Source organism: Streptomyces sp. NPDC005963 (genome assembly GCF_040638655.1).
In the GTDB taxonomy this organism is placed as follows: Bacteria; Actinomycetota; Actinomycetes; order Streptomycetales; family Streptomycetaceae; genus Streptomyces.
This window is the reverse complement of record NZ_JBEXVD010000005.1, coordinates 190,334-213,695: the sequence shown is the minus strand read 5'-3', so window position 1 is coordinate 213,695 and position 23,362 is coordinate 190,334. Positions and strand designations below refer to the sequence as shown.

Annotated in this window: 17 protein-coding genes and 1 tRNA gene; 8 read left to right on the top strand and 10 right to left on the bottom strand. The window is 69.3% G+C overall.

Annotated elements, in window-relative coordinates; translation table 11 throughout:
• Window positions 1-37 precede the first annotated feature (37 nt).
• The 4 genes from efeB (at window position 38) to ABZ348_RS10490 (ending at window position 5,197) form a co-directional block, all read left to right on the top strand.
• On the top strand, window positions 38-1,300 hold the full coding sequence (efeB, locus tag ABZ348_RS10505; RefSeq protein ID WP_358931368.1) for an iron uptake transporter deferrochelatase/peroxidase subunit: 1,263 nt from the start codon (window positions 38-40) through the stop codon (window positions 1,298-1,300).
• Window positions 1,301-1,370: 70 nt separating this feature from the next.
• Complete coding sequence (gene pheA, locus ABZ348_RS10500) at window positions 1,371-2,306, top strand: prephenate dehydratase (protein ID WP_358931366.1); 936 nt, start codon at window positions 1,371-1,373, stop codon at window positions 2,304-2,306.
• Between the two features lie 801 nt (window positions 2,307-3,107).
• On the top strand, window positions 3,108-4,385 hold the full coding sequence (gene serS, locus ABZ348_RS10495) for a serine--tRNA ligase (protein ID WP_358931364.1): 1,278 nt from the start codon (window positions 3,108-3,110) through the stop codon (window positions 4,383-4,385).
• Window positions 4,382-5,197 carry an HAD family hydrolase gene (locus ABZ348_RS10490; protein ID WP_358931362.1) on the top strand — a complete coding sequence of 272 codons (816 nt, stop codon included), beginning with the start codon at window positions 4,382-4,384 and terminating at the stop codon, window positions 5,195-5,197. Before serS ends, ABZ348_RS10490 begins: the two co-directional genes overlap by 4 nt.
• Window positions 5,198-5,255: 58 nt before the next feature.
• Here ABZ348_RS10490 and ABZ348_RS10485 read toward each other — a convergent pair.
• The 6 genes from ABZ348_RS10485 to ABZ348_RS10460 all read right to left on the bottom strand — a co-directional run bounded on the left by ABZ348_RS10485 (window position 5,256) and on the right by ABZ348_RS10460 (window position 10,203).
• Window positions 5,256-5,340: transfer RNA gene (locus ABZ348_RS10485), tRNA-Ser, on the bottom strand.
• 285 nt (window positions 5,341-5,625) lie between these two features.
• Complete coding sequence (locus ABZ348_RS10480) at window positions 5,626-6,261, bottom strand: NAD(P)-binding domain-containing protein (protein WP_358931361.1); 636 nt, start codon at window positions 6,259-6,261, stop codon at window positions 5,626-5,628.
• A 439-nt stretch (window positions 6,262-6,700) separates the two neighbouring features.
• Window positions 6,701-7,420 carry an ABC transporter permease gene (locus tag ABZ348_RS10475; RefSeq protein ID WP_358931359.1) on the bottom strand — a complete coding sequence of 240 codons (720 nt, stop codon included), beginning with the start codon at window positions 7,418-7,420 and terminating at the stop codon, window positions 6,701-6,703.
• Window positions 7,421-7,436: 16 nt separating this feature from the next.
• On the bottom strand, window positions 7,437-8,348 hold the full coding sequence (locus tag ABZ348_RS10470; RefSeq protein ID WP_358931357.1) for an ABC transporter ATP-binding protein: 912 nt from the start codon (window positions 8,346-8,348) through the stop codon (window positions 7,437-7,439).
• Window positions 8,345-9,244 (bottom strand): ABC transporter permease subunit, encoded by a 900-nt coding sequence (locus tag ABZ348_RS10465; protein ID WP_358931355.1) that lies wholly within the window; start codon window positions 9,242-9,244, stop codon window positions 8,345-8,347. The genes ABZ348_RS10470 and ABZ348_RS10465 overlap by 4 nt, the downstream gene beginning before the upstream one ends.
• Entirely contained in the window at window positions 9,241-10,203 is a 963-nt protein-coding gene (locus tag ABZ348_RS10460) for an ABC transporter ATP-binding protein (protein WP_358931633.1), read from the bottom strand. Before ABZ348_RS10460 ends, ABZ348_RS10465 begins: the two co-directional genes overlap by 4 nt.
• Before the next feature lie 466 nt (window positions 10,204-10,669).
• Here ABZ348_RS10460 and ABZ348_RS10455 point away from each other — a divergent pair, with 466 nt between their 5' ends.
• From ABZ348_RS10455 to ABZ348_RS10445, 3 genes are all read left to right on the top strand, one after another.
• Window positions 10,670-12,484 (top strand): SDR family oxidoreductase, encoded by a 1,815-nt coding sequence (locus ABZ348_RS10455; RefSeq protein ID WP_358931353.1) that lies wholly within the window; start codon window positions 10,670-10,672, stop codon window positions 12,482-12,484.
• A 209-nt stretch (window positions 12,485-12,693) separates the two neighbouring features.
• The gene (locus tag ABZ348_RS10450; RefSeq protein ID WP_358931631.1) at window positions 12,694-13,605 is read left to right on the top strand and encodes a MerR family transcriptional regulator; all 912 of its coding nucleotides are present in this window, start codon (window positions 12,694-12,696) and stop codon (window positions 13,603-13,605) included.
• Window positions 13,606-13,732: 127 nt separating this feature from the next.
• Window positions 13,733-14,332: an RNA 2'-phosphotransferase gene (locus ABZ348_RS10445; RefSeq protein WP_358931351.1), complete on the top strand. Its 600-nt coding sequence runs from the start codon at window positions 13,733-13,735 to the stop codon at window positions 14,330-14,332.
• A 145-nt stretch (window positions 14,333-14,477) separates the two neighbouring features.
• On the opposite strand, the gene ABZ348_RS10440 is transcribed toward ABZ348_RS10445, so the two are convergent.
• The gene (locus tag ABZ348_RS10440; protein WP_358931349.1) at window positions 14,478-15,392 is read right to left on the bottom strand and encodes an LLM class flavin-dependent oxidoreductase; all 915 of its coding nucleotides are present in this window, start codon (window positions 15,390-15,392) and stop codon (window positions 14,478-14,480) included.
• Between the two features lie 296 nt (window positions 15,393-15,688).
• Between ABZ348_RS10440 and ABZ348_RS10435 the strand changes: the two genes are divergently transcribed.
• Window positions 15,689-16,552, top strand: a complete 864-nt coding sequence (locus ABZ348_RS10435; RefSeq protein WP_358931347.1) for a Cof-type HAD-IIB family hydrolase — start codon at window positions 15,689-15,691, stop codon at window positions 16,550-16,552.
• 7 nt (window positions 16,553-16,559) lie between these two features.
• Here ABZ348_RS10435 and ABZ348_RS10430 read toward each other — a convergent pair whose 3' ends face one another.
• From ABZ348_RS10430 to cydD, 3 genes are all read right to left on the bottom strand, one after another.
• Complete coding sequence (locus ABZ348_RS10430) at window positions 16,560-17,663, bottom strand: M23 family metallopeptidase (protein WP_358931345.1); 1,104 nt, start codon at window positions 17,661-17,663, stop codon at window positions 16,560-16,562.
• A gap of 144 nt (window positions 17,664-17,807) precedes the next feature.
• Window positions 17,808-19,520 (bottom strand): GAF domain-containing protein, encoded by a 1,713-nt coding sequence (locus tag ABZ348_RS10425; RefSeq protein ID WP_358931343.1) that lies wholly within the window; start codon window positions 19,518-19,520, stop codon window positions 17,808-17,810.
• Window positions 19,521-19,657: 137 nt separating this feature from the next.
• Window positions 19,658-23,362 carry a thiol reductant ABC exporter subunit CydD gene (gene cydD / locus ABZ348_RS10420; RefSeq protein WP_358931341.1) on the bottom strand — a complete coding sequence of 1,235 codons (3,705 nt, stop codon included), beginning with the start codon at window positions 23,360-23,362 and terminating at the stop codon, window positions 19,658-19,660.

Below are 23,362 nucleotides of genomic sequence, written 5' to 3'. Positions count from 1 at the left end.
GCACGTGAAACCGGTAGGAGCAGACACCCCGGCGACGGTGTCCACCGACGACCCCGCGGCCGGTTCGGCGGGCGAGGTCTCGCGGCGCCGGCTGCTGACCGCCGCGGGGGCCGCGGGCGCCGCCGGTCTGACGCTGGGTGCCGCGGGCGGGGCGGTGGCCCGGGCGGCGACCACCGGGCCCGGACCGACCGCGCTGGCGACGGTGGGCTCGACCGAGGTCGCCTTCCACGGCGAGCACCAGCCCGGAATCACCACGCCGATGCAGTCGCACGGCCAGCTGATCGCGTTCGATCTGACGGCCGGTGCGGGTCGCAAGGAGGCCGCGGCGCTGATGCGGCGCTGGTCGGCACTGGCGGCCGAGTTGATGGCGGGCGGCACGGCCGAGCAGTCGGGGAGGGACACGGGTGTAGCGCTGGACGCCGGCCCGTCCTCGCTGACCGTGACCTTCGGTTTCGGCCACGGCTTCTTCGACCGTACGGGGCTGGTTGCGCGGCGCCCGGCCGGGCTCGACCCGCTGCCGGCCTTCTCCGCGGACCGACTGGATCCCCGACGGTCGCACGGCGACCTCTGGGTGCAGATCGGCGCGGACGACGCCCTGGTCGCCTTCCATGCGCTGCGCGCGGTGCAGCGGGCGGCGGGGAAGACCGCCCGGGTGCGTTGGCAGATGAACGGCTTCAACCGTTCCGCGGGTGCGACCGAACGGCCGATGACCACCCGCAATCTGATGGGTCAGGTCGACGGCACCAACAATCCGAAGCCATCGGAACCGGATTTCGACCGACGGATCTTCGTGGCGGCCGAATCCGATCAGGAGTGGCTGACGGGAGGCTCCTATGCCGTCGTACGGCGCATCCGGATGCTCCTCGACGACTGGGAAGGGCTCTCGCTGAAGCGGCAGGAGGCGGTCATCGGCCGCCGCAAGTCGGACGGCGCCCCCCTCACCGGAGGGACGGAGACCACCGAGCTCGCGCTGGACCAGCGGGATTCCGACGGGAAGCTGATCATCCCGGACAACGCCCACGCCCGGATCTCGGCCCCCGAACAGAACGGCGGTGCGGCCATGCTGCGGCGCCCGTTCTCGTACCACGACGGCATCGGTCCGGACGGCGTGCCCGATGCGGGACTGCTCTTCGTCTGCTGGCAAGCGGACCCCCTGCGGGGCTTCGTACCGGTGCAGCGCAAGCTCGACCGGGGGGACGCGCTGTCGGAGTTCATCCGGCACGAGGCGAGCGGACTGTACGCGGTGCCCGGCGGCGCGGGCCGGGGCGAGTACGTGGGACAGCGGCTGCTGGAGTCCTGATCGCCCCCGACGTCGGGGCCCTGACCTCGGCCGGCCCGCGCCACCGGTCGGGCGCATTAGGGTGACGGGTATGTCAGCCACGCGCTACACCTACCTGGGTCCCGAGGGCACCTTCACCGAGGCCGCACTGCGTACGCTGCCCGAGGCAGCCACCCGTGAGCTGGTCCCGATGGTGTCCGTGCCCGCCGCGCTCGACGCGGTGCGCAACGGGGAAGCAGCAGCAGCCCTCGTCCCCATCGAGAACTCCGTGGAGGGCGGTGTCACGGCCACCCTCGACGAGCTGGCGTCCGGTGAGCCGCTGATGATCTACCGCGAGGTGCTCCTGCCGATCGCCTTCGCGCTGCTGGTGCGTCCCGGGACGGAGCTGTCGGCGATCAAGACGGTGACCGGGCACCCGGTCGCCCAGCCCCAGGTGCGCCAGTGGCTGCGCGCCCATCTGCCGGACGCGGTCTGGGAGTCCGCCGCCTCGAACGCGGACGGGGCCCGACTCGTGCAGGAGGGGCGGTTCGACGCCGCCTTCGCCGGTGAGTTCGCCGCGGCGACCTACGGCCTTGAGCCGCTGGTGACGGACATCCATGACGCGGAGAACGCCGAGACGAGGTTCGTGCTGGTGGGGCGCCCCGCCAGACCGGCCGCGCCGACCGGTGCGGACAAGACGTCCGTGGTCATCTGGCTGGGCGACGACCGCCCGGGTGCGCTGCTGGAACTGCTCCAGGAGTTCGCCGTCCGCGGGGTCAACCTGATGTTGATCCAGTCCAGGCCGACGGGCGCCGGGATCGGGAACTACTGCTTCGCGGTGGACGCGGAAGGCCACATCTCCGACCGGAGGGTGGGCGAGGCCCTGATGGGTCTCAAGCGGATCTGTCCGAACGTCCGGTTCCTCGGGTCGTACCCCCGTGCGGGGGTCTCCCCCGCGGAGGTGCGGGAGGCCCGGGCGGGGACTTCGGACGGAGACTTCACGGCGGCGTCGGACTGGCTGGCCCGCTCCCAGGACGGGCGACCCTGACCGACCTTCCCGTTCCGTACGAACTGGCCGCTCGGCGCGCACCCGCCGTTCCATACACACCCCGCCGTTCGGTAGGCGTCCCATCCGTACGCATCCGATCCGTTCCGTGCGCACCTGCCCGGGTGCCCCACGGTCCTGCGTCGGCACCGTCGGCGCTGCATCGTGGGCGTCCAGGGGCCTCGCCGCATCGGGACTCGGGGCCGAGCGCCGGCCCGTACCGGTCGACAAGGACAGTCCTACCTGCCGATTTTCATCATCCACAGGTTTATCCACAGGCTTCGATCTCGACCTGGGGACAAGTCGACAACCCTCTCCTGTTCAGTCGATAAATCGGCCCGATTGCCTCGCCATCGCTCCCTCAACCCCAGAAGGCGCGGAGAGCATCACGCCACCCACACGTCACCTTGATTCCATTGATCAACTCTAAAAGGGGAGCAATTACCCCCTAAATGAGCGCATCGAGTGGGTTTGAGATGCTGCTCACCAGGCCTCGATGATCGTCAAGGAGAGAACTGGGCGACCATCCACAGAGAGCACACACAGCCTGTGGATAACTTTTCAGAAGTGCACATACCTGTGGACAACCGAGCGTCAAGTCGCGCAGCGCAGAAGGGATATGAGTCAATACTCATCCGCGCCGGGTAGCTCGTTCCGGCGAAAGGGATGCACCAGCGTGACGCGTTCTCTGATTTTCCTCACCAAACTTAGCAATTACTCCCAAAACTCCCAATAGAGACAAAAAGCCAGCCGGTGCCGTAATCCAGTGGCCGAGCGGCGACGCCGCACCGGTAGCCTGGTGGGGTGATTGACCTTCGCCTGCTCCGTGAGGACCCCGACCGTGTTCGCGCCTCCCAGCGCGCCCGTGGAGAGGACGTCGCCCTCGTCGACGCCCTGCTCTCCGCCGACGAGCGACGCAGGTCCTCCGGGGTCCGCTTCGACGAGCTGCGCTCCGAGCAGAAGTCCCTCGGCAAGCTCATCCCCAAGGCGACCCCCGAGGAGCGGGCGGAGCTGCTGAAGCGCGCCGAGCAGCTGAAGGCCGACGTCAAGGCGGCGGACGCCGTGCAGGACGAGGCGGACGAGGAAGCCCGTCGGCTCCTCCTCCAGCTCGGCAACATCGTCCACGAGGGCGTGCCCGTGGGCGGCGAGGAGGACTTCGTCGTCCTGGAGACCCACGGCACAATCCGTGACTTCGGCGCCGAGGGCTTCGAGGCCAAGGACCACCTGGAGCTCGGCCAGGCGCTGGGCGCCATCGACGTCGAGCGCGGTGCGAAGGTCTCGGGCTCGCGCTTCTACTACCTGACCGGCGTGGGCGCGCTGCTGGAGCTGGCCCTGGTCAACGCGTCGATCGCCCAGGCCACCGAGGCCGGGTTCATCCCGATGCTGACGCCGACCCTGGTCCGCCCGCGGGCCATGGAGGGCACCGGTTTCCTCGGCCAGGCCGCGGAGAACGTCTACCACCTGGAGAAGGACGACTACTACCTGGTGGGCACGTCCGAGGTGCCGCTCGCCGCGTACCACATGGACGAGATCATCGAGGCCGACAAGCTCCCCCTGCGGTACGCGGGCTTCTCGCCCTGTTACCGCCGGGAGGCGGGGACGTACGGCAAGGACACCCGCGGCATCTTCCGGGTGCACCAGTTCGACAAGGTCGAGATGTTCTCCTACGTCACACCCGACGAGGCGGAGGCCGAGCACCAGCGGCTGCTGGAGTGGGAGAAGCAGTGGCTGACCGGTCTTGAGCTGCCCTTCCGGGTGATCGACGTGGCCACAGGCGACCTCGGTGCATCCGCCGCCCGCAAGTACGACTGCGAGGCGTGGATCCCCACCCAGGGCAAGTACCGCGAGTTGACGTCCGCCTCGAACTGCGACAGCTTCCAGGCCCGCCGGCTCTCCATCCGGATGCGCGACGGCAAGAAGGTGCAGCCCCTGTCGACGCTGAACGGCACCCTGTGCGCCGTGCCGCGCACGATCGTGGCCATCCTGGAGAACCACCAGTTGGCCGACGGTTCGGTCAGGGTGCCGCCGGTGCTGCGGCCGTACCTCGGCGGTCGGGAGATCCTGGAGCCGATCACCAAGTGAGCCCCGCCGCCGAGTTCCCGTACCGCCTGATCGCCACCGACCTCGACGGCACGCTGCTGCGCGGCGACGAGACCGTATCGACACGCACCCGGGACGCGCTCGCCGCCGCCACCGCGGCGGGCGCGGCGCACATCGTCGTCACCGGGCGTTCCGTGCCGTGGACCCGGCACATCCTGGACGATCTGGGGTACGAGGGGCTGGCCGTCTGTGGTCAGGGCGCCCAGCTCTACCACGCGGGGGAGCACCGGTTGCTGACCTCCCTCACCCTGGACCGGCGGATCGCCGAGATCGCACTGGCGAAGCTCGAAGCGGCGATAGGACCCCTGGCACTGGCCGCGAGCCGGGATGGGCTGGCCGGAGAAGTACTGGTCAGCGCCGACTACACGGTTCAGGAAGGCCCTCTTCCGGTGATTCCGCTCGACTCGGTCGCCGATCTGTGGGCGGCACCGCTGAACAAGATCTACATCCAGCACCCCGAACTCGACGACGATGCGTTGGCCCGGGTCGCGACGGAGACGATCGGCGGTCTGGTGAGCGTGGTGATGGCGGGGCCCGGGATAGTGGAGGTGCTGCCGCTCGGGCTCTCCAAGGCGAGCGGTCTGTCCATCGCCGCCCGTCGGCTGGGGCTGCGCGCCGCCGACACCATCGCCTTTGGCGACATGCCCAACGACATCCCCATGTTCGGCTGGGCGGTCCACGGGGTGGCGATGGCGAACGCGCACGACACTCTCAAGGCAGTCGCCAACGACGTCACCGGCTCCAATGAGGACGACGGCATCGCGGAGACGCTGGAGAGACTGCTCGTCGCCTGATCGCCGCCACCTGGTGTGCGGCGAAGGCGTTGCGCCCTGTGCTCTGTGCTCTGTGCTGCGGAGGATGCGCGGATCGAACGCGCGCGGGGGATTCCCCGACCACGGCTTAGCAAGCCGGTGCCTTGCCACTCGGCCAATCCTCCGGGAGGGGGGCGGTCCGCGCTTGCGCGCGCTCGAAGCGACCGCCCCCCGGGCAGCTGCTCGTGAGCGGCTCAGCGGAGCCTTGGGTGGCTACTCCGCTGCCTGCCCCGCGCTGCCCTGTGGGGAGCTCGACGGACTCGGACTGATGTGACCCGACATCGTCGCGCTCCTCTCCCGGTAGGTGACATCGGCCGTCCATGTGTACGTCCGATGCAACTACTCTGCCTCCGCGCGTGATTCGGCGCCACCGAGTTTCCGGGCCGCCGAAGTCTGCCGGGGATACCGGCTCAGCCCGTGGACGGGGCTCCCCTGCTCGGTACGACGGTGAAGTTGAACGCGTGTGAGTCCAGCGCGGTGGCGACCGCCATGAAGAGCAGCGCCAGGTGCTCCTGACCGCGGGACGTCTCGATGCCCCCCAGGTCCAGCTGGGTGGCATCGGGCCAGCCGAGGTCCCTCAGCAAGGCGGAGACCCGTGCTTTGGCTTCCGCGTCCCGGCCGGAGAGGAAGACCGTGCTGGGACCGTTGAGTTTCTCGGGCGCGATCATGACCGTCGAGTCCATGGTGCAGAGGGTCTTGACGACCTTGACGTCGGGGAACGCCTCCTGGATCTGCTCGCCGATGCTGGAGTTGGGATGGGCGAGCTCCCAACTCTCGGTGAGGCCCACGGCGATGTCGAGCAGCATCTTGCCGGCGAGCTGCGGTGCAAAGGGGGTCAGCAGGGCGATGGACTCGGTGCCCGGGGTCGCGTTGACGATGAGGTCACCGTGGTCGATGGCGTCGGCGAGCGACACCACGGGTAGGGGGCCGGGCGGTTTGCCGCCGGGATCGCGTGAGCCGAGCACCACGTCATGGCCCGCAGCCGCTGCCCCCGCGGCTACGGCCCGGGCGACATTGCCGGTACCGAGGAATCCGATTCTGGTCATGCGGATGACGCTAGGGACCGGGGCGGGGTGCCGGATCGGGCGGGAGGACCAGACCCGGGGGCGAATGGGTCTAGGGCGATGGGCACATGGACCTAGGTCACGGGTCCGTGGAGATCATCCAAGTGCCCCTGCCGGGAGGGTACTTATGGCCTCGCCGATCGAGGGGCGCCGGGCGGTACGTACGCCTTCCACCTCGCTGAGCAGGGAGTACTGATGCAACCACCGCGCGTCTCTGCGAAGTTGGATGGCCCTGACAACCATGTTGGACGGCGGTGTCGACGGCGAACTCGGCCCCGGTCGCCGTGTGCGGGTCGCGATCTCGACGGCCGTCCCCGTACACACCCCAGCTTCCGTACATGGCTCAGCCCCCGACTTCGGGCGTACCGAACGGGGGCCGATCCAGTGTTGAGGGGCCGCGGTCAGTGCCGCGGCCAGGTGCTCACTCCTCGCCCGCGAGCTTCAACACCCGGAGCTTCTGCCCTGCGTACCAGGTGGCCACCACCGTGACCCCGGCCAGGAGCGAGACCGCCAGCGGCAGTCCCACGTCGGAGCCGATCAGTCCTTCACCCGCCGTCTTCTCGGCGAGCGCGAGCGCCCACTGCTGCACGCTCAGGGTGCGCGCCCCCGGGACCAGGCTGCCGAACAGGGCCTCCCACACCAGGGCGTAGATCAGTCCGATGACGACCGCGTGCCTGCTCACCGTGCCGAGCAGCAGGAACAGCGCACTGTAGGCGATGGAGGCGACCAGTGCGGCCACGGTGTACGCGATCGCGACCTGTTGGCCGTTGCCATTGAGGATGAAGCCGGCGATCAGGGTCGGGATGGCGGAGAAGGCCATCGTCACGGCGATCGCCACGATCAACTTGGTGAAGATGATCGTCGAACGCTTCACGGGCTTGGCGAGGAGGTAGACGATCGAACCGTCGTCGATCTCGGGGCCGATCGAGCCGGTGCCCGCGATGACGCCGATCAGCGGCACCATCGCGGCGATCGCGAATCCGCCCAGGAGGTCCGCAGCGATCTGGTCGTCCGCGCCGTTGAACATGCGGACGGCCCCGGCGATGAACAGCAGCAGTGCGGGCAGGATGAAGAGGATTGCCGCCCGGCGCCTGCCGAGGACGGCCCGATAGGTGAGCCGGGCGACTGTGGGGTTGTACATGACGTCACAGCTCCTTTCAGGCCGCTACGAGGTACGAGAAGACCGATTCAAGGGATTCGTCCGACGGTGAGACGGTGAGCAGTCGGATCGAGTGCTCACGGGCCACCTGCGGCAGGAGTTGCGTGAACCGGCCGAAGTCGATGGCCTGGATGTGCAGCGCGCCTTCGGCGAGGTCGACCTCGATGCCGGCCGTGGAGGGGTCGGCGATCAGTGCGGCGGCGAGCGCACGGTCGTCGCTTGAGCGCACGAGGTAGCGGTGGGGGCGGTCCGTCATCAGTCGACGGATCTTGCGGAAGTCGCCGGACGCGGCGTGGCGACCGGCGACGATCACCTCGATGTGCGAGGCGAGTTGCTCGACCTCCTCCAGGATGTGCGAGGAGAACAGCACCGTCCGTCCCGTGGCCCCCATATGGCGCAGCAGTTCCATCAGTTGCATCCGCTGACGGGGGTCCATGCCGTTGAAGGGCTCGTCCAGCAGCAGCACGGCAGGGTCGTGGACCAGCGCGGACGCCATCTTGACCCGCTGCCTCATGCCCTTGCTGTACGTGGCGATCTTGCGGTCCTGGGCGTACTCCATCTCCACCGTGGCGAGGGCCTGCTGGGCCGCCCGCGCGTCGAGCCCGTGCAACTCGGCGTTGGCGACGACGAATTCGCGGCCGGTGAGGAAGTCGTACATGGCTTCCCGCTCGGGTACGACTCCGATCTGCCGGTAGACCGACTCGTTGCGCCAGATCTGCTGGCCGTCGAGCGTGACCTGTCCGGTCGACGGGGCGAGGAAGCCGCCCATCATGTTGATCAGGGTGGACTTGCCGGCGCCGTTGGGACCGAGGAGGCCGGTGACACCCGGGCCGATGGTCATCGTGACGTCATTGACGGCCACGACGTTTCCGAACCACCGCGAGGTGTGCTCGATGTTGATGGTGGTCACAGCCCGACCTTTCGGTAGCGGCGCATCAGCACGGCGTACGAACCGACGATGAGCGCGGAGATGACCAGCAGATAGACCACGCCCACGCCGGCGCCGGGACCGGCACCGCCCGGGAAGGTGGAGGTGGCGCCGAGGAACGCCGTCTGGAGGCCGTCGATGAGCGAGGCGGGCGAGAACAGGCCGAACCACTGGATGACGCCCTCCGAGTCGGAGGCGCGGGCGATCTCCTGCACGGTGGACACGGCGCCGTAGCTGATGGTGAGCGTGGCGATGACGGCGGCGACTCCAAAGCCCCGGCGCGGGGTGAGTGCGGCGAGCACCAGACCGATTCCGCCGAAGAGTACGGAGAGGACCGCGACGGAGACCATGCCCTGGCCGAATCCCTTCGACTGGTCGGAGAAGTCCATCTCAGCGAGCAGCGATCCCAGGTAGAGGACCACCAGGGGTGCGGCGATGAGGATGAAGAGCGCCGAGGCCATCGCGCCGTACTTGGCGAGCACGTAGTCGGAGCGTTCGATGGGTCGCGAGAGGTACAGCGACATCGTCTTGAAGCGCAGGTCGCGGGAGACGGACTGCGGTGCCTGCGAGGCGAGGTAGAGCCCGATGATGGGCTGGGTCATGATCGCGTAGTCGGTGTAGTCCACGGGGAGCTTGCCGGCCTTGGTCGCGACGGCGACCGCGACGATGATCGCCGCGGGCAGGACCATCACACCGAAGAGGATCATCGGCAGCACCTTGGACTTGGCCGAGCGGCCGAGCCCGTACGCACCGCGCAGGGACTGCGAGTACAGCGAACGACGGCCGTAGTCGCGGCCGAGGCGCTGGCCCTCGTAGTTCCGGTAGCCGATGTTGTGGATGCGGGTGGCCGCGGGGGCCTGGGTCTTCTGGGTGTTCATCCGGCTTGCACCTCCATGGCCTGCCCGGTGCCGTTGGCGGCGGTCTGCGTACCGCTCGGACGGAAGACCTCGGCGATGTGGTGGCGCCGCTGTTCCATACGGACGAGTCCGAGCCCGAGGTCCGCGACGGTGTCGCGCACGACGTCGTAGGTCTCGTCGCCGGTCGACTCGACGAGCAGGATGTGGCCGGCTCCGGGGAGCCCGTCCTCGACGCCCTGGTGGAGGGTGAGTCCTGCGTCGGTGAGACGTTTCCGCAGGGCGGTGGTGCCGTCGGGGTGCTCGTCCGTGTCGGTGACCTCAACCGCGAGGGTGGCCGTGCTCTGGGTGAAGTCGCTGGTGGAGCTGGACCGCAGCAGGGTGCCGCCGTCGATGACGACCACGTGGTCGCAGGTGCGCTCAAGTTCGCCCAGCAGGTGCGAGGTGACCAGGACCGAAATGCCGAAGTCGGCGTAGATGCGGCGGATCAGGCCGAGCATATCGTCACGGCCGACCGGGTCGAGGCCGTTGGTCGGCTCGTCCAGGAAGACCAGTTTGGGGTCGTGGACCAGGGCCTGAGCCAGTTTGACCCGCTGTTTCATGCCCGTGGAGTAGCCGCCGATGGGGCGGTACCGCTCCTCGTAGAGGCCCACGTGTCGCAGGGTGTCCGCGGTTCGCTCCCGGGCCGCGGCGGGCGGCAGCCCGGATATGCGCGCCATGTGGACGACGAACTCGGTGGCCGACACGTCGGGCGGCAGGCAGTCGTGCTCGGGCATGTAGCCCACCTGCTCGCGGATGGCGCCACCACTGGTGGCGACGTCGAGCCCGAGCACCGCTGCCCGACCTTCCGTGGCGGGCGACAGACCCAGCAGGATCTTGATCAATGTGGACTTGCCGGCTCCGTTGGCACCCACCAAACCGGTCACACCCGGTCCGATGTCCAAAGAGAGCCGGTCAAGAGCGGTCACCCTGGGGAACCGCATGCTCAGGCTTTCGGTCGCGATCACAGTCACGCGTTCGACGCTAGTGGCGCAGAGCACATCCAGCGTCAACCCTGATGGCTGGATCGATGTCCGACTCCAGGGTGACGGGCCCGTAAGGGGTCCATACGAAAGAGGACAACGAACCGGCTCGATGTCGACCTTCCTGCCCCGCCCTCGTGATCCTTCGGACGGGCCGCGAGGGTTCCCGAGGGTGCGGACCGGGTGTTTTCCCCTGGCTTCCCCTGGTTTTCCACAGGCGGGGAGGGGCTCTTGACGCAGCCGTCGAGCATTGTCACATTCATCAGTGTCACGTTGCGACTGCGGACCGCGATCGGGGGTCGACCATGACGTCGGCGTCGAGGACGGAGTCGAGGGGTGAACGGCCGGGGCGGGCACGAGGTTCCTTCGCCGCGATCGACTCTCCTCCACCGGGGCGCGGGGGCGGACACCGAAGTACGGGGAAGGGATGGGAGCAGACGTGAGTCTCGAAGAAGCACGGGAGCGCCGGGTCCGCACCGGAGGGATCGACCTGTCCGTGGTCGAGTTCGGCGACCCCGGGCGTCCGACGGTGGTGCTCGTCCACGGCTATCCCGACACCAAGGAAGTGTGGGAGCCCGTCGCCCGGAGGCTTGCGGACCGCTTCCACGTGGTGCTGTACGACGTGCGCGGCCACGGCGCCTCATCGGCGCCCAAGCCGCTGCGCGGCGGTTTCACCCTGGAGAAGCTGACGGACGACTTCCTCGCCGTGGCCGACGCGGTGAGCCCCGACCGTCCGGTTCACCTGGTCGGGCACGACTGGGGATCGGTGCAGTCCTGGGAGTTCGCGACGGTACGGCGGACCGAGGGGCGCATCGCGTCCTTCACTTCGATCTCCGGACCTTCCCTGGACCACACGGCACACTGGTTCAACCGGCGACTCACCAGGCCCACGCCACGGCGGCTCGGGCAACTCGTCGATCAGGGTGCCCGGTCCTGGTACATCTATCTGATGCACACCCCCGTGCTGCCCGAACTCGCCTGGCGGGGGCCGTTGGGCAAGCGGTGGCCTGCGATGGTCAGGCGCGCCGAGCGGCTGACCGACGAGGGCTATCCGGCCCCGTCGCTGCCCACCGATGCGGCGCACGGCATCTGGCTCTACCGGGACAACGTCCGCGCCCGGAGCAAACGTCCGCGTACCGACGCCCATGCGCACGTGCCGGTCCAGCTGATCACCCCGCTGCACGACCGCTTTCTCTCCGAGCGGCTCTACGACGACATCGGCCGGTGGGTGCCGCAGTTGACCAGGAGGACCCTGCCGGCGAAGCACTGGGTTCCGCGTACTCGACCCGATCAAGTGGCCGCGTGGATCGCCGAATTCGCGCTGTCCCACGAGGAGACGGCCGGCAGCACGGCGACTGCGGCGCCCGTGCCGGCGCACGGCGCGCGGAGGACGAAGGGGCCCACGCGGAATCCGTACGTCGAACGGTTCGGCAGGCAGTTGGTCCTGGTGACCGGCGCCGCCAGCGGCATCGGTCGCGCGACGGCTCTGGCGTTCGCACGGGCCGGGGCCCGGGTCGTGGCGGTGGATCGCCATGCGGAGGGCGCACGGGGCACGGCCGATGAGGCACGGCTGCTCGGGGCTCCCGGTTCCTGGAGCGAAGGGGTCGATGTCAGCGACGCGGGTGCCATGGAGAAGCTCGCCGAGAAGGTGGCCGACGAACACGGCGTCGTGGACGTCCTGGTCAACAATGCGGGCATCGGCATGTCCGGGCCGTTCCTCCAGACCAGCGCGGAGGAGTGGAAGGACGTGTTGGACGTCAACCTCTGGGGCGTCATCCACGGCTGTCGGCTCTTCGGCCGGCAGATGGCGGACCGGGACCAAGGTGGCCACATCGTCAACATCGCTTCGGCGGCGGCCTATCTGCCCTCCAGGACGCTCCCTGCGTACAGCACGTCCAAGGCGGCGGTACTGATGCTGAGCGAGTGCCTCCGGGCGGAACTGTCGGCACAGGGCATCGGGGTCTCGGCGATCTGCCCGGGCTTCGTGCACACCAACATCACGTCGACGGCTCGTTTCGTCGGAGTGGACGAGGCCGAGGAGAACCGTCGGCGGCAGAAGTCGCACCGCCTGTACGGGCTGCGGAACTATCCGCCGGAGAAGGTGGCCGATGCCGTGCTGCGGGCGACGATGCGCAACGAGGCGGTTGTGCCGGTGACACCGGAGGCCCGGAGCGGACTGCTGCTGTCGCGGGTGGCGCCCCGAGTCGTGAGGGCCTTCGCCCGACTGGATCCGCCGCTCTGAGACCACGGCCGGAGCGGGCACCACGGGGCGGGAAGCACGGGGCGGTGACCGGGCACGGGGATCGGGCTCGGTCAGCGGGTGCCGAACGACCTGTGGTCGCTCCGGCAACTGGACAACAGCGGAGGAAGGGGATCCCGGTGGAACCACCACGGTCGGCGCACCCGTCGGGCCGACGAGATCAAGGTGCCCGGCAACTCCCCGAGTACCGGATCGAAGACCTGGCCCACCACAGCGGTGCCACCGTCAGGACGATCCGCGCCTACCAGGACCGTGGGCTGTTGCCGAAGCCCGAGCGGCGCGGCCGGTCCAACGTCTACGGCTCCGTGCACCTGACCCGTCTGCGCCAGATCGCGGACCTCCTGGAGCGTGGCTACACCCTCGCCTCCATCAGGGAACTACTCGAAGCGTGGGACGCTGGACGAGGGCTCGGCGGTCTGCTGGGGCTCGTCGCCGAGGTGCAGGGACCCTGGTCGAACGAGGAGGCGGGTCGGATCACCCGGGAGGAACTCGTCGAGAGGTTCGGTGGTGCCGCGGACACCACGGCGATAGCGGAGGCCGTCGAGTTGGGTGTGCTGGAGCCCGTGGCGGACGGGGAAGGCGAGTTCGTGGTGCCGAGCCCCCAGGAACTGTCGGTCGCGGTGGAGTTGCACGCGGCGGGAGTCCCGATGGCCGCAATTTCAGCGCATCTGAGGGAACTTCGCATTCAGGTGGAGCACCTGGCCGTGCGCTTCCTTGAGTTCACCACGGAGCACGTCTTCGCCCGCTATCTGGGTGACCGTCCACCCACCGACGCGGATGCGATCGAGGCAGCCGAACTGGTGCGGCGACTGCGCCCTCTGGCCCAACAGACGGTTGACGCCGAACTCGCCCGTGCCATGGGTGCTTTGTCCACCCGACACCTTCGACACCATCTGACCTCGGGCCTTGCGAATCCTCTGGAGCAGGAGACCCGGCCCGTGGCCCTGCCCACTAGAACAATTCGGGCCGTGGAGAGGCTCGTCGGCGCCGAGGGGACGCCGGCATTCATCACGGCTGCCACGGAACGGGAGCTTTCCACAAGGACATTGGACGCTTTGGCTGCAAGGACCCCTATGAGTAAAGGTTTTGGCCAAAGCGACTGAGAGATGGGGAAGTTGTCCACAGACTCTTCAATTGGCCTGTGGATAAATCAAGTTGACTGTGGATCAAACCTCAAGGCCCAGAGAATTTTCCGTGGCGATGGCCACGCAAGGAAGGCACTCTGAGCGCATGAACAGAGACCCGGAACCGCCACGGACACCGGCGGAAGCCCTTCTGAAGACCCCCGACGAGCGTCGTAGGGTAAAAGTATCGAAGTACCTTTCGCGGCATCTGCGCCACCGACCCGACCGCATCGGCATCGCGCTCGACACCGCCGGCTGGGTGGAGATCGACGCGCTGATGCAGGCGGCAGCGGGCCACGGCTTCCCGCTGACCCGATCCGAGTTGGACCGTGTCGTCGCCGCGGACGACAAGCGCCGCTTCACCGTCGACGGCACCCGCATCCGCGCCAACCAGGGGCACACCGTCGAAGTGGATCTCGGGCTACCGGTCGCCGAACCGCCCGCGTACCTGTACCACGGCACCGTCGCCGCCCATCTGACGGCCATCCGGGAAGAAGGGCTGCGGCCCATGAAACGCCACCACGTCCATCTGTCACCGGATCGCGAAACCGCCACCCGCGTCGGAGCCAGAAAGGGGCGACCTCTGGTGCTCGCCGTGGACTCCGGGGCCATGCACCGGGCCGGCCACGTCTTCTTCGTCAGCGCCAACGGGGTATGGCTCACCGACGGTGTTCCACCGGAACACCTGCGGTTTTCCGGCCGGTAGCCCGACGCGTCCCGGGACGAACGAGGGACGCGACCCCTTGCCCAGCCACGCGATGCGCATCACCAGAGCCCCGAGCCCCGAGGCGGCCGGCGTCGTGCAGGCCCGACCAGCCGCTCCCTCCATACTTCGGGGCGGAACGGACGAGTCATCGCACCTGACTGGGAACCCCGAGCTGAGCCAGCGCCTCGGTGGCGATCCGTTCGAAGACCCCACGGTCCGCCGCGAACTCCGAGTCCGGGATCGGAGCGTGGATCACGATCTCGGTGAAGCCCAGCTCACCGTGGATCCCGGCGAAGTCCACGAAGGCGTCGACCGACTCCAGTGGCGCCCCCCGATCCGGGGTGAAGCCCGTGAGCAGGACCTTATCCAGCTCCTCCGCATCCCGTCCGACCTCGGCGCAGACCTTGCCCAACCGTTCGAGCTGCCCCTCCAACGCGAGCCGCGAATCCTCGGGCGTTCCCGTTTCGAAGATGGCGGGGTCCCCCGTGGTCACCCATGCCTGGCCGTACCGTGCTGCGAGCCGCATCCCCCGCGGACCGGTGGCGGCAACCGCGAACGGCAGTCGCGGACGCTGGACGCAGCCCGGGATGTTGCGCGCCTCCACCGCCGAGTAGAAGGTGCCCTCCTCGCTGACGGACTCCTCGGTCAGCAGACGGTCCAGCAGGGGAAGGAACTCGTCGAACCGATCGGCCCGCTGCCTGGGCGTCCACGCCTGCTGACCCAGCGCCGTGGCGTCGAAGCCCTTTCCGCCCGCCCCGATGCCGAGGGTGAAGCGACCGTCGGAGATGTCGTCCAGGGACATCAGCTCCTTGGCGAGTGTCACGGGGTGGCGGAAGTTCGGCGAGGTGACCAGCGTGCCCAGGCGCATCCGGGCGGTGGCTGCGGCAGCGGCGGTCAGCGTCGGCAACGCTCCGTACCAGGGCCCGTAACGGAAGGTTCGCCACGACAGGTGGTCATAGGTGTACGCGGTGTGGAAACCGAGCTGCTCGGCCCACAGCCATTCGTCACGGCCACCGTCGTGCCAGGGACGGATCGGGAGAATCACGGTGCTCAGACGCATGGTTCGAGCGTACGGGGGGAGCTCCTGGGGCGGGGTACCAGCCTCCGCAGCGGGACGGAGGGGGACACCCCATCGGAGCCCGGTGCAGCACCGGATCGGGAGGGTGCCGCACGGATCGGGGGGTGCCGCGGTCGGTCGGATTCAGCCGGTTCACCGTGGCCAGGAAGGTGTCACGCGCCCCTCACGCGCCCCTCTTCACTCGCCTGACCACCCTTTTACCACCTTGACCCTCCACGCACTCCCTCAAATGTGCGCCCTTCCGCACGCCCGTGCGAGTCGTACGGGAGAATGGAAGGGTGACCTCAGCTACCGATGCCCGTCAGCTGCCCCCATCCGTCCGGTTGATCGCCACCGATCTCGACGGCACCCTGCTGCGGGACGACAAGTCCGTCTCGGAGCGCACCATCGCCGCCCTCGCCGATGCGGAAGAGGCCGGGATCGAGGTCTTCTTCGTCACGGGCCGTCCCGCCCGCTGGATGGACGCCGTCAGCGAACACGTCCACGGCCACGGCCTGGCCATCTGCGCCAACGGCGCCGCCGTGGTCGACCTCCGCGCTGGCGGAAAGCTGCTCGACGTCCGCCCGCTGGAGCGGACCACCGCACTCGCCGTCGTACGCGCGCTGCGCACCGCCGCCCCCGGTGTGACCTTCGCCATCGAGACGACCACCGGTTTCCACCATGAGCCGGACTATCCGCCCCCGTACTTCTTCGACCCCGGAACCACGGTCGCCAGCGCCGAGAAGCTGCTGCACGAGGACGCCTCGGACCCGGCCAGCGCAGTGATCAAACTCCTCGCCCGCCATCGTGAACTGGAGCCGGACGCCTTCCTCGCACTGGCGCGCACGGTCGCCGGTGAGATGGCGTCCCTGACCCGTTCCAGCCCCTCGTCCCTGCTGGAGATCAGCGGCCCCGGTGTGAGCAAGGCCAGCACACTGGCCCTGTGCTGCGCCCAGCGCGGCATCTCCGCCGACGAAGTCGTCGCCTTCGGCGACATGCCCAACGACGTGGACATGCTGACCTGGGCCGGGACCTCCTACGCCATGGGCAATGCGCACCCCGATGTGATCGCAGCCGCCTCCGGGCGAACCGCGGCGAACAACGAGGACGGCGTGGCGATCGTCATCGAGCAGATCCTGCGCGAACTCCACGCCAGGCCGTAGGAACCCCCTACGGCGCCGCGACCCCGGTATCGGCTCCGGTTGCGGCCTTGGGCTCCGCCAGTTCCACCCCCCGCTCCCGCAACCACTCGGCGGGGTCGACACCCGAGCCCAGATGGGGCGTGAGCCGCGTTTCGAAGTGGAGATGAGGGCCGGTCGAGTTCCCTGTGGTGCCGGCCAGTCCGATCCACTGGCCCGCACCGACCCGCTGCCCGCCCTCGACCGTGATCGACGCGAGGTGTGCGTACTGGGTGTAGTAGCCGTCGGCATGGCGCACGACGATCTCGATGCCGAACGAGCCGCCGCAGGAGATCGACACCACCCGTCCCGCGCCGACCGAGCGGACCGGCTCCCCGATGCCCACCGCGAAGTCCTGACCGGTGTGACGGCTCGCCCACCGCTCCCCGGCACTGGCGAAACCCGCGGACAGCTCGTAGTCCTCGACGGGAGTCACCCAAGCGGCCTTCGGCATCTCGGTGTGGCGGCGATCGAGCCGTACCGCGCCCGGACAGGACCCGGCCCGGGCACTGTGGTCGGCCTCCCGTTGCAAGGTGTGCTGCGCCGTCTCCAAGGTGGTCTCGATGCGCCGCTTGACTGCGGCCAGCTCCACCCTGCGGCGTTCCAGATCGCGCCAGGCCGTCCGGGCCTCCCGTTCGGAGGCGGTGAGGCGCCGTTCGACGCGTCGGGCCTGCCCCACCAACCGGCTCACGTGGTCTTCGGCCTGTCGGGCGTAGCGGCGCGCACGCAGGAGTCCCTCGGGGTCCCGTGCCATGAGCAGCCGGGACAGTTGGGCGAGCGGCCCGCCCGTACGGTACTGGGCTCGGGCGACCGCCCCCATGGCGTCCTGGAGGACCGTGAGTTCCTCTCTGTGGTGCCCCAGCCGGGACTGGAGCCGGGCGGCCGTGGCCTCTTGTGCGTCCGCCGCCCGCCGCCCCCGCTCATGGGCGGCGGTGGCCCGGGCGGCTTCCTGGTAGAGCCGCACGACCTCGGCGCCGGCGGGAATCCGCGGACCGTCGGAGGCGCTGGCGGCCGAGGGCACCACCGCGAGCAGCAGCGCGCCCGCCGCGACCGGACCGAGCGATGACCGCGGGAACCTCAAGCGTTTCCAGCACATGCCGGGATCGTCACCCGGGTCCGGCACGAATGCGGGGACGCGTCCGTGTGTCGTACGGCCACCTGGACCAGAATCCACCGAACGTCGGGCCGTCCCGGCGGGAAGACCGCCCCGCAGGGCGTCGAACGTTCGCCGGCGAACACGTCAGAGGGGCGCTTCCCACCGTACGGTCGTTCCCTGTCCGTCCTCCCCGATGCCCGGCTCGCAGAGGCTGGATCCCCCCAGGGACTCGGCCCGCCGCGCCAGATTGCGCAGGCCACTGCGTCGACCGCCGTCGGGGATGCCGACCCCGTCGTCGGCGACGGTGAGCCGTACCCCGTCCGTTCCATCGGGCAGTTTCACGGTCGCGTCGACGACGACGTCGATCCGGGACGCCTGCGCATGGCGGAACGCGTTGGACAGGGCCTCGCGCAGCGCTGCGATCAGGTTCTTGCCGGTGAGCTCGCTGACGACGGTGTCCACGGGCCCGAGGAATCGGTGCCCCGGCTTGAATCCGAGCGGAACGGCCGCCATGTTGATCTCGCGCAGTACCCGGGTCCGCAGCCCTGAGGGGGCCTCGGCAGGGCCCTGCTGGAGGGCGAAGATGGCGGTGCGGATCTCCTGGATGGTGACGTCGAGCTCATCGACGGCCTTGCCGACTCCGTCCTGAACCGCAGGCACCCGTGACCGCCGCTGTGCGCCTTCCAACATCATTCCGGTGGCGAACAGCCGCTGGATCACCAGATCGTGCAGGTCACGGGCGATGCGGTCACGGTCTTCGTACACCGCGAGGCGTTCTCGATCCCGCTGTGCCTCCGCCATGATCAGGGCCAGTGCGGCCTGTGCGGCGAACTGGGTGGCCAGGGTCCGCTCGGCCTCGCTGAACTGGCGTGCCCCGCGTGCCCTGGGGGTGGCCAGAGCGCCGAGGACCCGGCCTCCGCTCTGGAGCGGCAGCATCATGCTCGGTCCGTACCGGGCGGCGAGCCTGGTGATCACCCGCGGGTCGGTGGCGGCGTCCGTCATGAAGACCGCCTCTCCGGCCAGGAGCTTGGCGACGACGGGGCTCTCCGGAGGGGCGACCGCACCGAGCGAGGTCACCGGCTGGGCCGAGGACACAGCGACGATCTCCAGTCCGCCCTCCGCAGCGGGCAGCATCACGATCCCGGCCGCCGCGTCGGCGAGTCGGCGCGCCTGCTCGGCCACGACGGTGAGGGCGTCGTCGGCGTCGCCGCCCGAGAGCAGTGCGGTGGTCACGGCGACCGAGCCGTCGATCCAGCGTTCGCGCTGACGGGCGGCCTCGTAGAGCCGGGCGTTCCCGATGGCGATACCGGCTTCGGTGGCGAGCACCCGCACCATGTGGAGGTCGTAGTCGTTGAACTCGCCGCCGCCGTTCTTCTCCGTCAGATAGAGATTGCCGAAGATCTCGCCCTGGACCCGGATGGGCACTCCGAGGAAGGTCCGCATCGGGGGGTGTCCGGGAGGGAATCCGGCGAACCTCGGGTCGGAGGTCAGATCGGCGAGCTTGACGGGTGCCGGATCGTGGATCAGTGCTCCGAGGAGACCTCGGTGGCCGTCCGGACGGTGGCCGATGAGGTCCGCCACCTTGTCGCTCACCCCGTAGGTGACGAAGTCGGAGAGGCCGTTGCGCTCCTCGTCGACGACTCCGATGGCGGCGTAGCGGGCGTCGGCGAGTTCCGCCGCGGTCTCACAGATCCGGTCGAGGGTGGAGTGCAGTTCCAGACCGGTGCCCACGGAACGCATGGCCTCCAACAGCTGGGGGACGCGTGCGGTCAACTCCGTGGAGAGACCCTGGAGGCTTCGCGTCGCCTGTGTCGCGGCTTCGAGCGGGTCGGGGGAGTCGTCCGGATCCACATTCATACCTTTGAGACTAGTAATGCCTTATTCATGGGGAAAGTCGGCTCTGCCGTGGGCCGACCCCTGCGCCCCCGCCCATCGAGGCCGCGTCATGCTCATACCCGTGCCGGTACGAGCATGACGCCACCCACCCCTTCCCGTCAGCCGCCGGCCGTGACGAGTTGCGCCCCCAGCCGATCCGCGGCCCGCTCCCGTTCCGACATCCGCAGCAGCGGCCCCTCCACCGCCATCAGCTCGGCATGGGTCCCGCGCTGGACCGCGCGCCCGTCCTCCAGGACGACGATCTCGTCGACCTCTTCCAACCCGCGCAGCCGATGGGTGATCAGTACGGTCGCTGCCCCGCGTGCCGTCCTGCCCTCGGTCGCCGCCAGCAGATCCGCGGTCAACGCGTCCGCGGTCGCCAGGTCGAGGTGCTCGGCGGGCTCGTCGAGCACCAGTACCGGGAAGTCCGCCAGCAGCGCCCTCGCCAACGCCAGGCGCTGACGCTGGCCCCCCGAGAGCTGTGCGCCGTGCTCGCCCACCAGGGTGCCGAGCCCCTGGGGCAGTGCGTCGACCCACTCCAGCAGCCGCGCCTGCGCCAGTGCCTGACGCAGTTCGTCGTCGTTGGCGTCGGTGCGCGCGAGCCGGAGGTTCTCGCGTACGGAACTGTCGAAGACGTGCGCGTCCTGCGCACACAGCCCCACCAGCCGTCGGACGTCGTCCCCTTCGAGCGTCGCGGCGACGACACCGCCCAGGGTGTACGTCCCCTCCTCCGGATCCAGGAATCGGAGCAGGAGTTGAGCGAGCGTGGTCTTGCCCGACCCCGAGGGGCCCACGACGGCGATCCGCTTGCCCGGTGTGAGGGTCAGATCGAGCCCGTCGACCGCCGGCCGGTCCCCGTCCGCGTACCGTGCCCTGAGGCCGCGCACTTCGAGGGGGAAGGGGGTCGTCGGAGCCTGCGCGGGGGAGGACGGTTCCGCCACGGGTACGGGGGCGTCCAGCACCTCGTAGACCCGCTCGGCACTGCGCTTGATGCGCTGGCGGTACTGCACGGCGAGCGGCAGTCCGGTCACCGCTTCGAACGCGGCGAGCGGAGTGAGGACGACCACCGCCAGGGCCACTCCGCTGAGCGAGCCGTCGCCGACCGCCCGTACGCCCGCCATCGCGGCCACGACGACGGTCAGTCCGCAGGCCAGTGTGGAGAGCCCACCGCCGACGGCGGTGGCCGCCGCTCCGCGCGAAGCGATCCGGGTGAGCTTCCGGTCGACGTCCCGCACCGCAGCGAGTCTGGCGTCCACGGCACCGGCGACGGTCAGTTCGGCGGTGCCGCGCAGGAGGTCCACTACCCGGGTGGCCAGCGCCCCGCGCACCGGGGCGAGTTGCCGTTCCGCCCGCCGTGCGATCAATCCGCTGAGCAGCGGCACCGCGAGGCCCGCGAAGAGAAGACCCACGGCCAGGGCCGCTCCCGCTTCCGGCACCAACCACGCGGTGAAGCCCACCGACGCGGCGCAGACGACGACCGCGGATCCGACGGGCAGCAACCAGCGCAGCCAGTAGTCCTGGAGGGCATCCACATCCGTGACCAGACGGGACAGGAGATCACCACGACGGCTGCGCCGCAGTCCGGCCGGAGCGATCAGCTCCAACCTCCGGTAAACCGAGATCCGCAGTTCGGCGAGCATCCGCAGCACGGCGTCGTGCGAGATGAGCCGCTCGGCGTACCGGAAGACGGCCCGTCCGATTCCGAAGGCACGGGTCGCCGTCACGGCCATCATCAGATAGAGCACGGGGGGCTGTTCTGACGCCCGCGAGATGAGCCAGCCGGAGACGGCCATCAGCCCCACAGCCGACCCGAGGGCAAGACTGCCGAGGACCAGTGCGAAACCGAAGCGCCCGCGCTGTCGACCGGCGGCCTGGCGCACCCGAGTAAGGACGGAGACCCCGGGGCCTGAACTCTCCGCGAGCCGATATCCGTCGTCGGCAGCGGATGCTCCCAGCGCCTCCCAGTCGGTGACCCCGATCACGGGCCCGCCGCTGGTCGGCTGGGTGTCGAGGGTCTTGATCGGTGCTGCCGTCCGGCGGTCCTCAGTGGTGGGCTCGGCGCCACGGGTCAAGGTGACCACCCGATCCGCCACGGCGAGCAGAGCCGGTCGATGCACCACCAGCAGCACGGTGCGACCGACCGCCAGCCTTCTCACCGCATCCACGACGGCGGCTTCCGTCTCCCCGTCGAGCGCCGCCGTGGGCTCGTCGAGCAGCAGCAGGGGCCGGTCCGCAAGGAAGGCCCTGGCCAGGGCGAGCCGCTGGCGTTGACCTGCCGAGAGGCCGGCGCCGTCCTCCCCGAGCACGGTTTCGATCCCCTGGGGGAGCGCGGCCACGAAACCGTCGGCCCCCGCATTCCGCAGGGCGTCCCGTACAGCACGGTCATCGGCGTCGGGGCGGGCGAGTCGTACGTTCTCGGCGATCGTGCCCGCGAAGAAGTAGGGGCTCTGGGGCACCCAAGCGATCTGCTCGCGCCAACGGCGGAGGTCGAGGTCCTGAAGGTCGGTGCCGTCGATCCGCACTCGACCCTTCGTGGGCTCCATGAATCCGAGCACCACATCGAGCAGCGTGGACTTCCCGATGCCGCTCGGCCCGACGATGGCGACGGTCTCACCGCTGTCGACGTCGAGCGAGGTCGAGTCCAGGGACGGTTCGCTGCGCCCGGAATGGCGTACGGTCACCGCGTCCAACTCCACCCGCGGTGCCGTTCCGCGGCCTTGGGCCGGCCCCACGCCCTTCACCAGGGATCGCACACCAGCACCGACAGCCGGGACCACATCCACCGCCGCCCCGGATTCCAGCGGTCCACGCAGGGGCTGGGCGGGCACCTTCCCGGTGTCGTTCTGCCCGGACCGCACCGAGTCCGTTTCCAGGACGTCGAAGATCTCCTCGGCTGCCGAGAGTCCCTCAGCAGCCGCGTGGTACTGCGTCCCCACCATGCGGATCGGTAGATATGCCTCGGGGGCCAGGACCAGGATGACCAGTCCGGTGTAGAGGTCCATATCGCCGTGGACCAACCGCATACCGATGGTGACGGCCACCAGGGCGACCGACAGGGTGGCGAGCAGTTCCAAGGCGAAGGAGGAGATGAAGGCGATCCGCAGGGTCCTCACGGTGGCCCGGCGGTACTCGGAAGTGATGGATCGGATGGACTCGGCCTGGGCCTTGGCCCGACCGAAGATCTTGAGGGTCGGCAGCCCTGCCACCACATCGAGGAAGTGGCCCGACAGTCGGGACAGCAGCCGCCACTGTCGATCCATCCGCGTCTGGGTCGCCATCCCGATCAGCACCATGAAGATCGGGATCAGCGGCAGGGTCACCACGATGATGGCGGCGGAAACCCAGTCCTCGGTGACGATGCGTGCCAGCACTGCGAGGGGAACCACGACCGCGAGCCCCAGCTGTGGCAGATAGCGCGAGAAATAGTCGTCCAGTGCATCGACACCACGGGTGGCGAGAGCGGCCAGCGACCCTGTGCGTTGCCGGCTGAGCCAGCCCGGGCCGAGTTCCACGGCCCGGGCCAGCAAGCGACCCCGCAATTCCGATTTCACGGCTGCGCTTGCCCGATGGGCCGCCAACTCCGTCAGCCAGGACACGAGCCCCCGACCGACGGCGACCGCAGCCAGGAGAAGCAGCGGAGTCGCCAGGTCAGAGACGGAAAGGTCCTGCTGGAAGGCTCCGACCACCACTTCGGCGATGAGCATCGCCTGGGCGACGACCAGCGCCGCCCCGACGAGCCCCAACAACACCACTGCGAGAAGAAAGAGCCGGGTGGCCCGGGCGTACCGGAGCAGACGCGGATCGATCGGTTTCACGTGAAACAT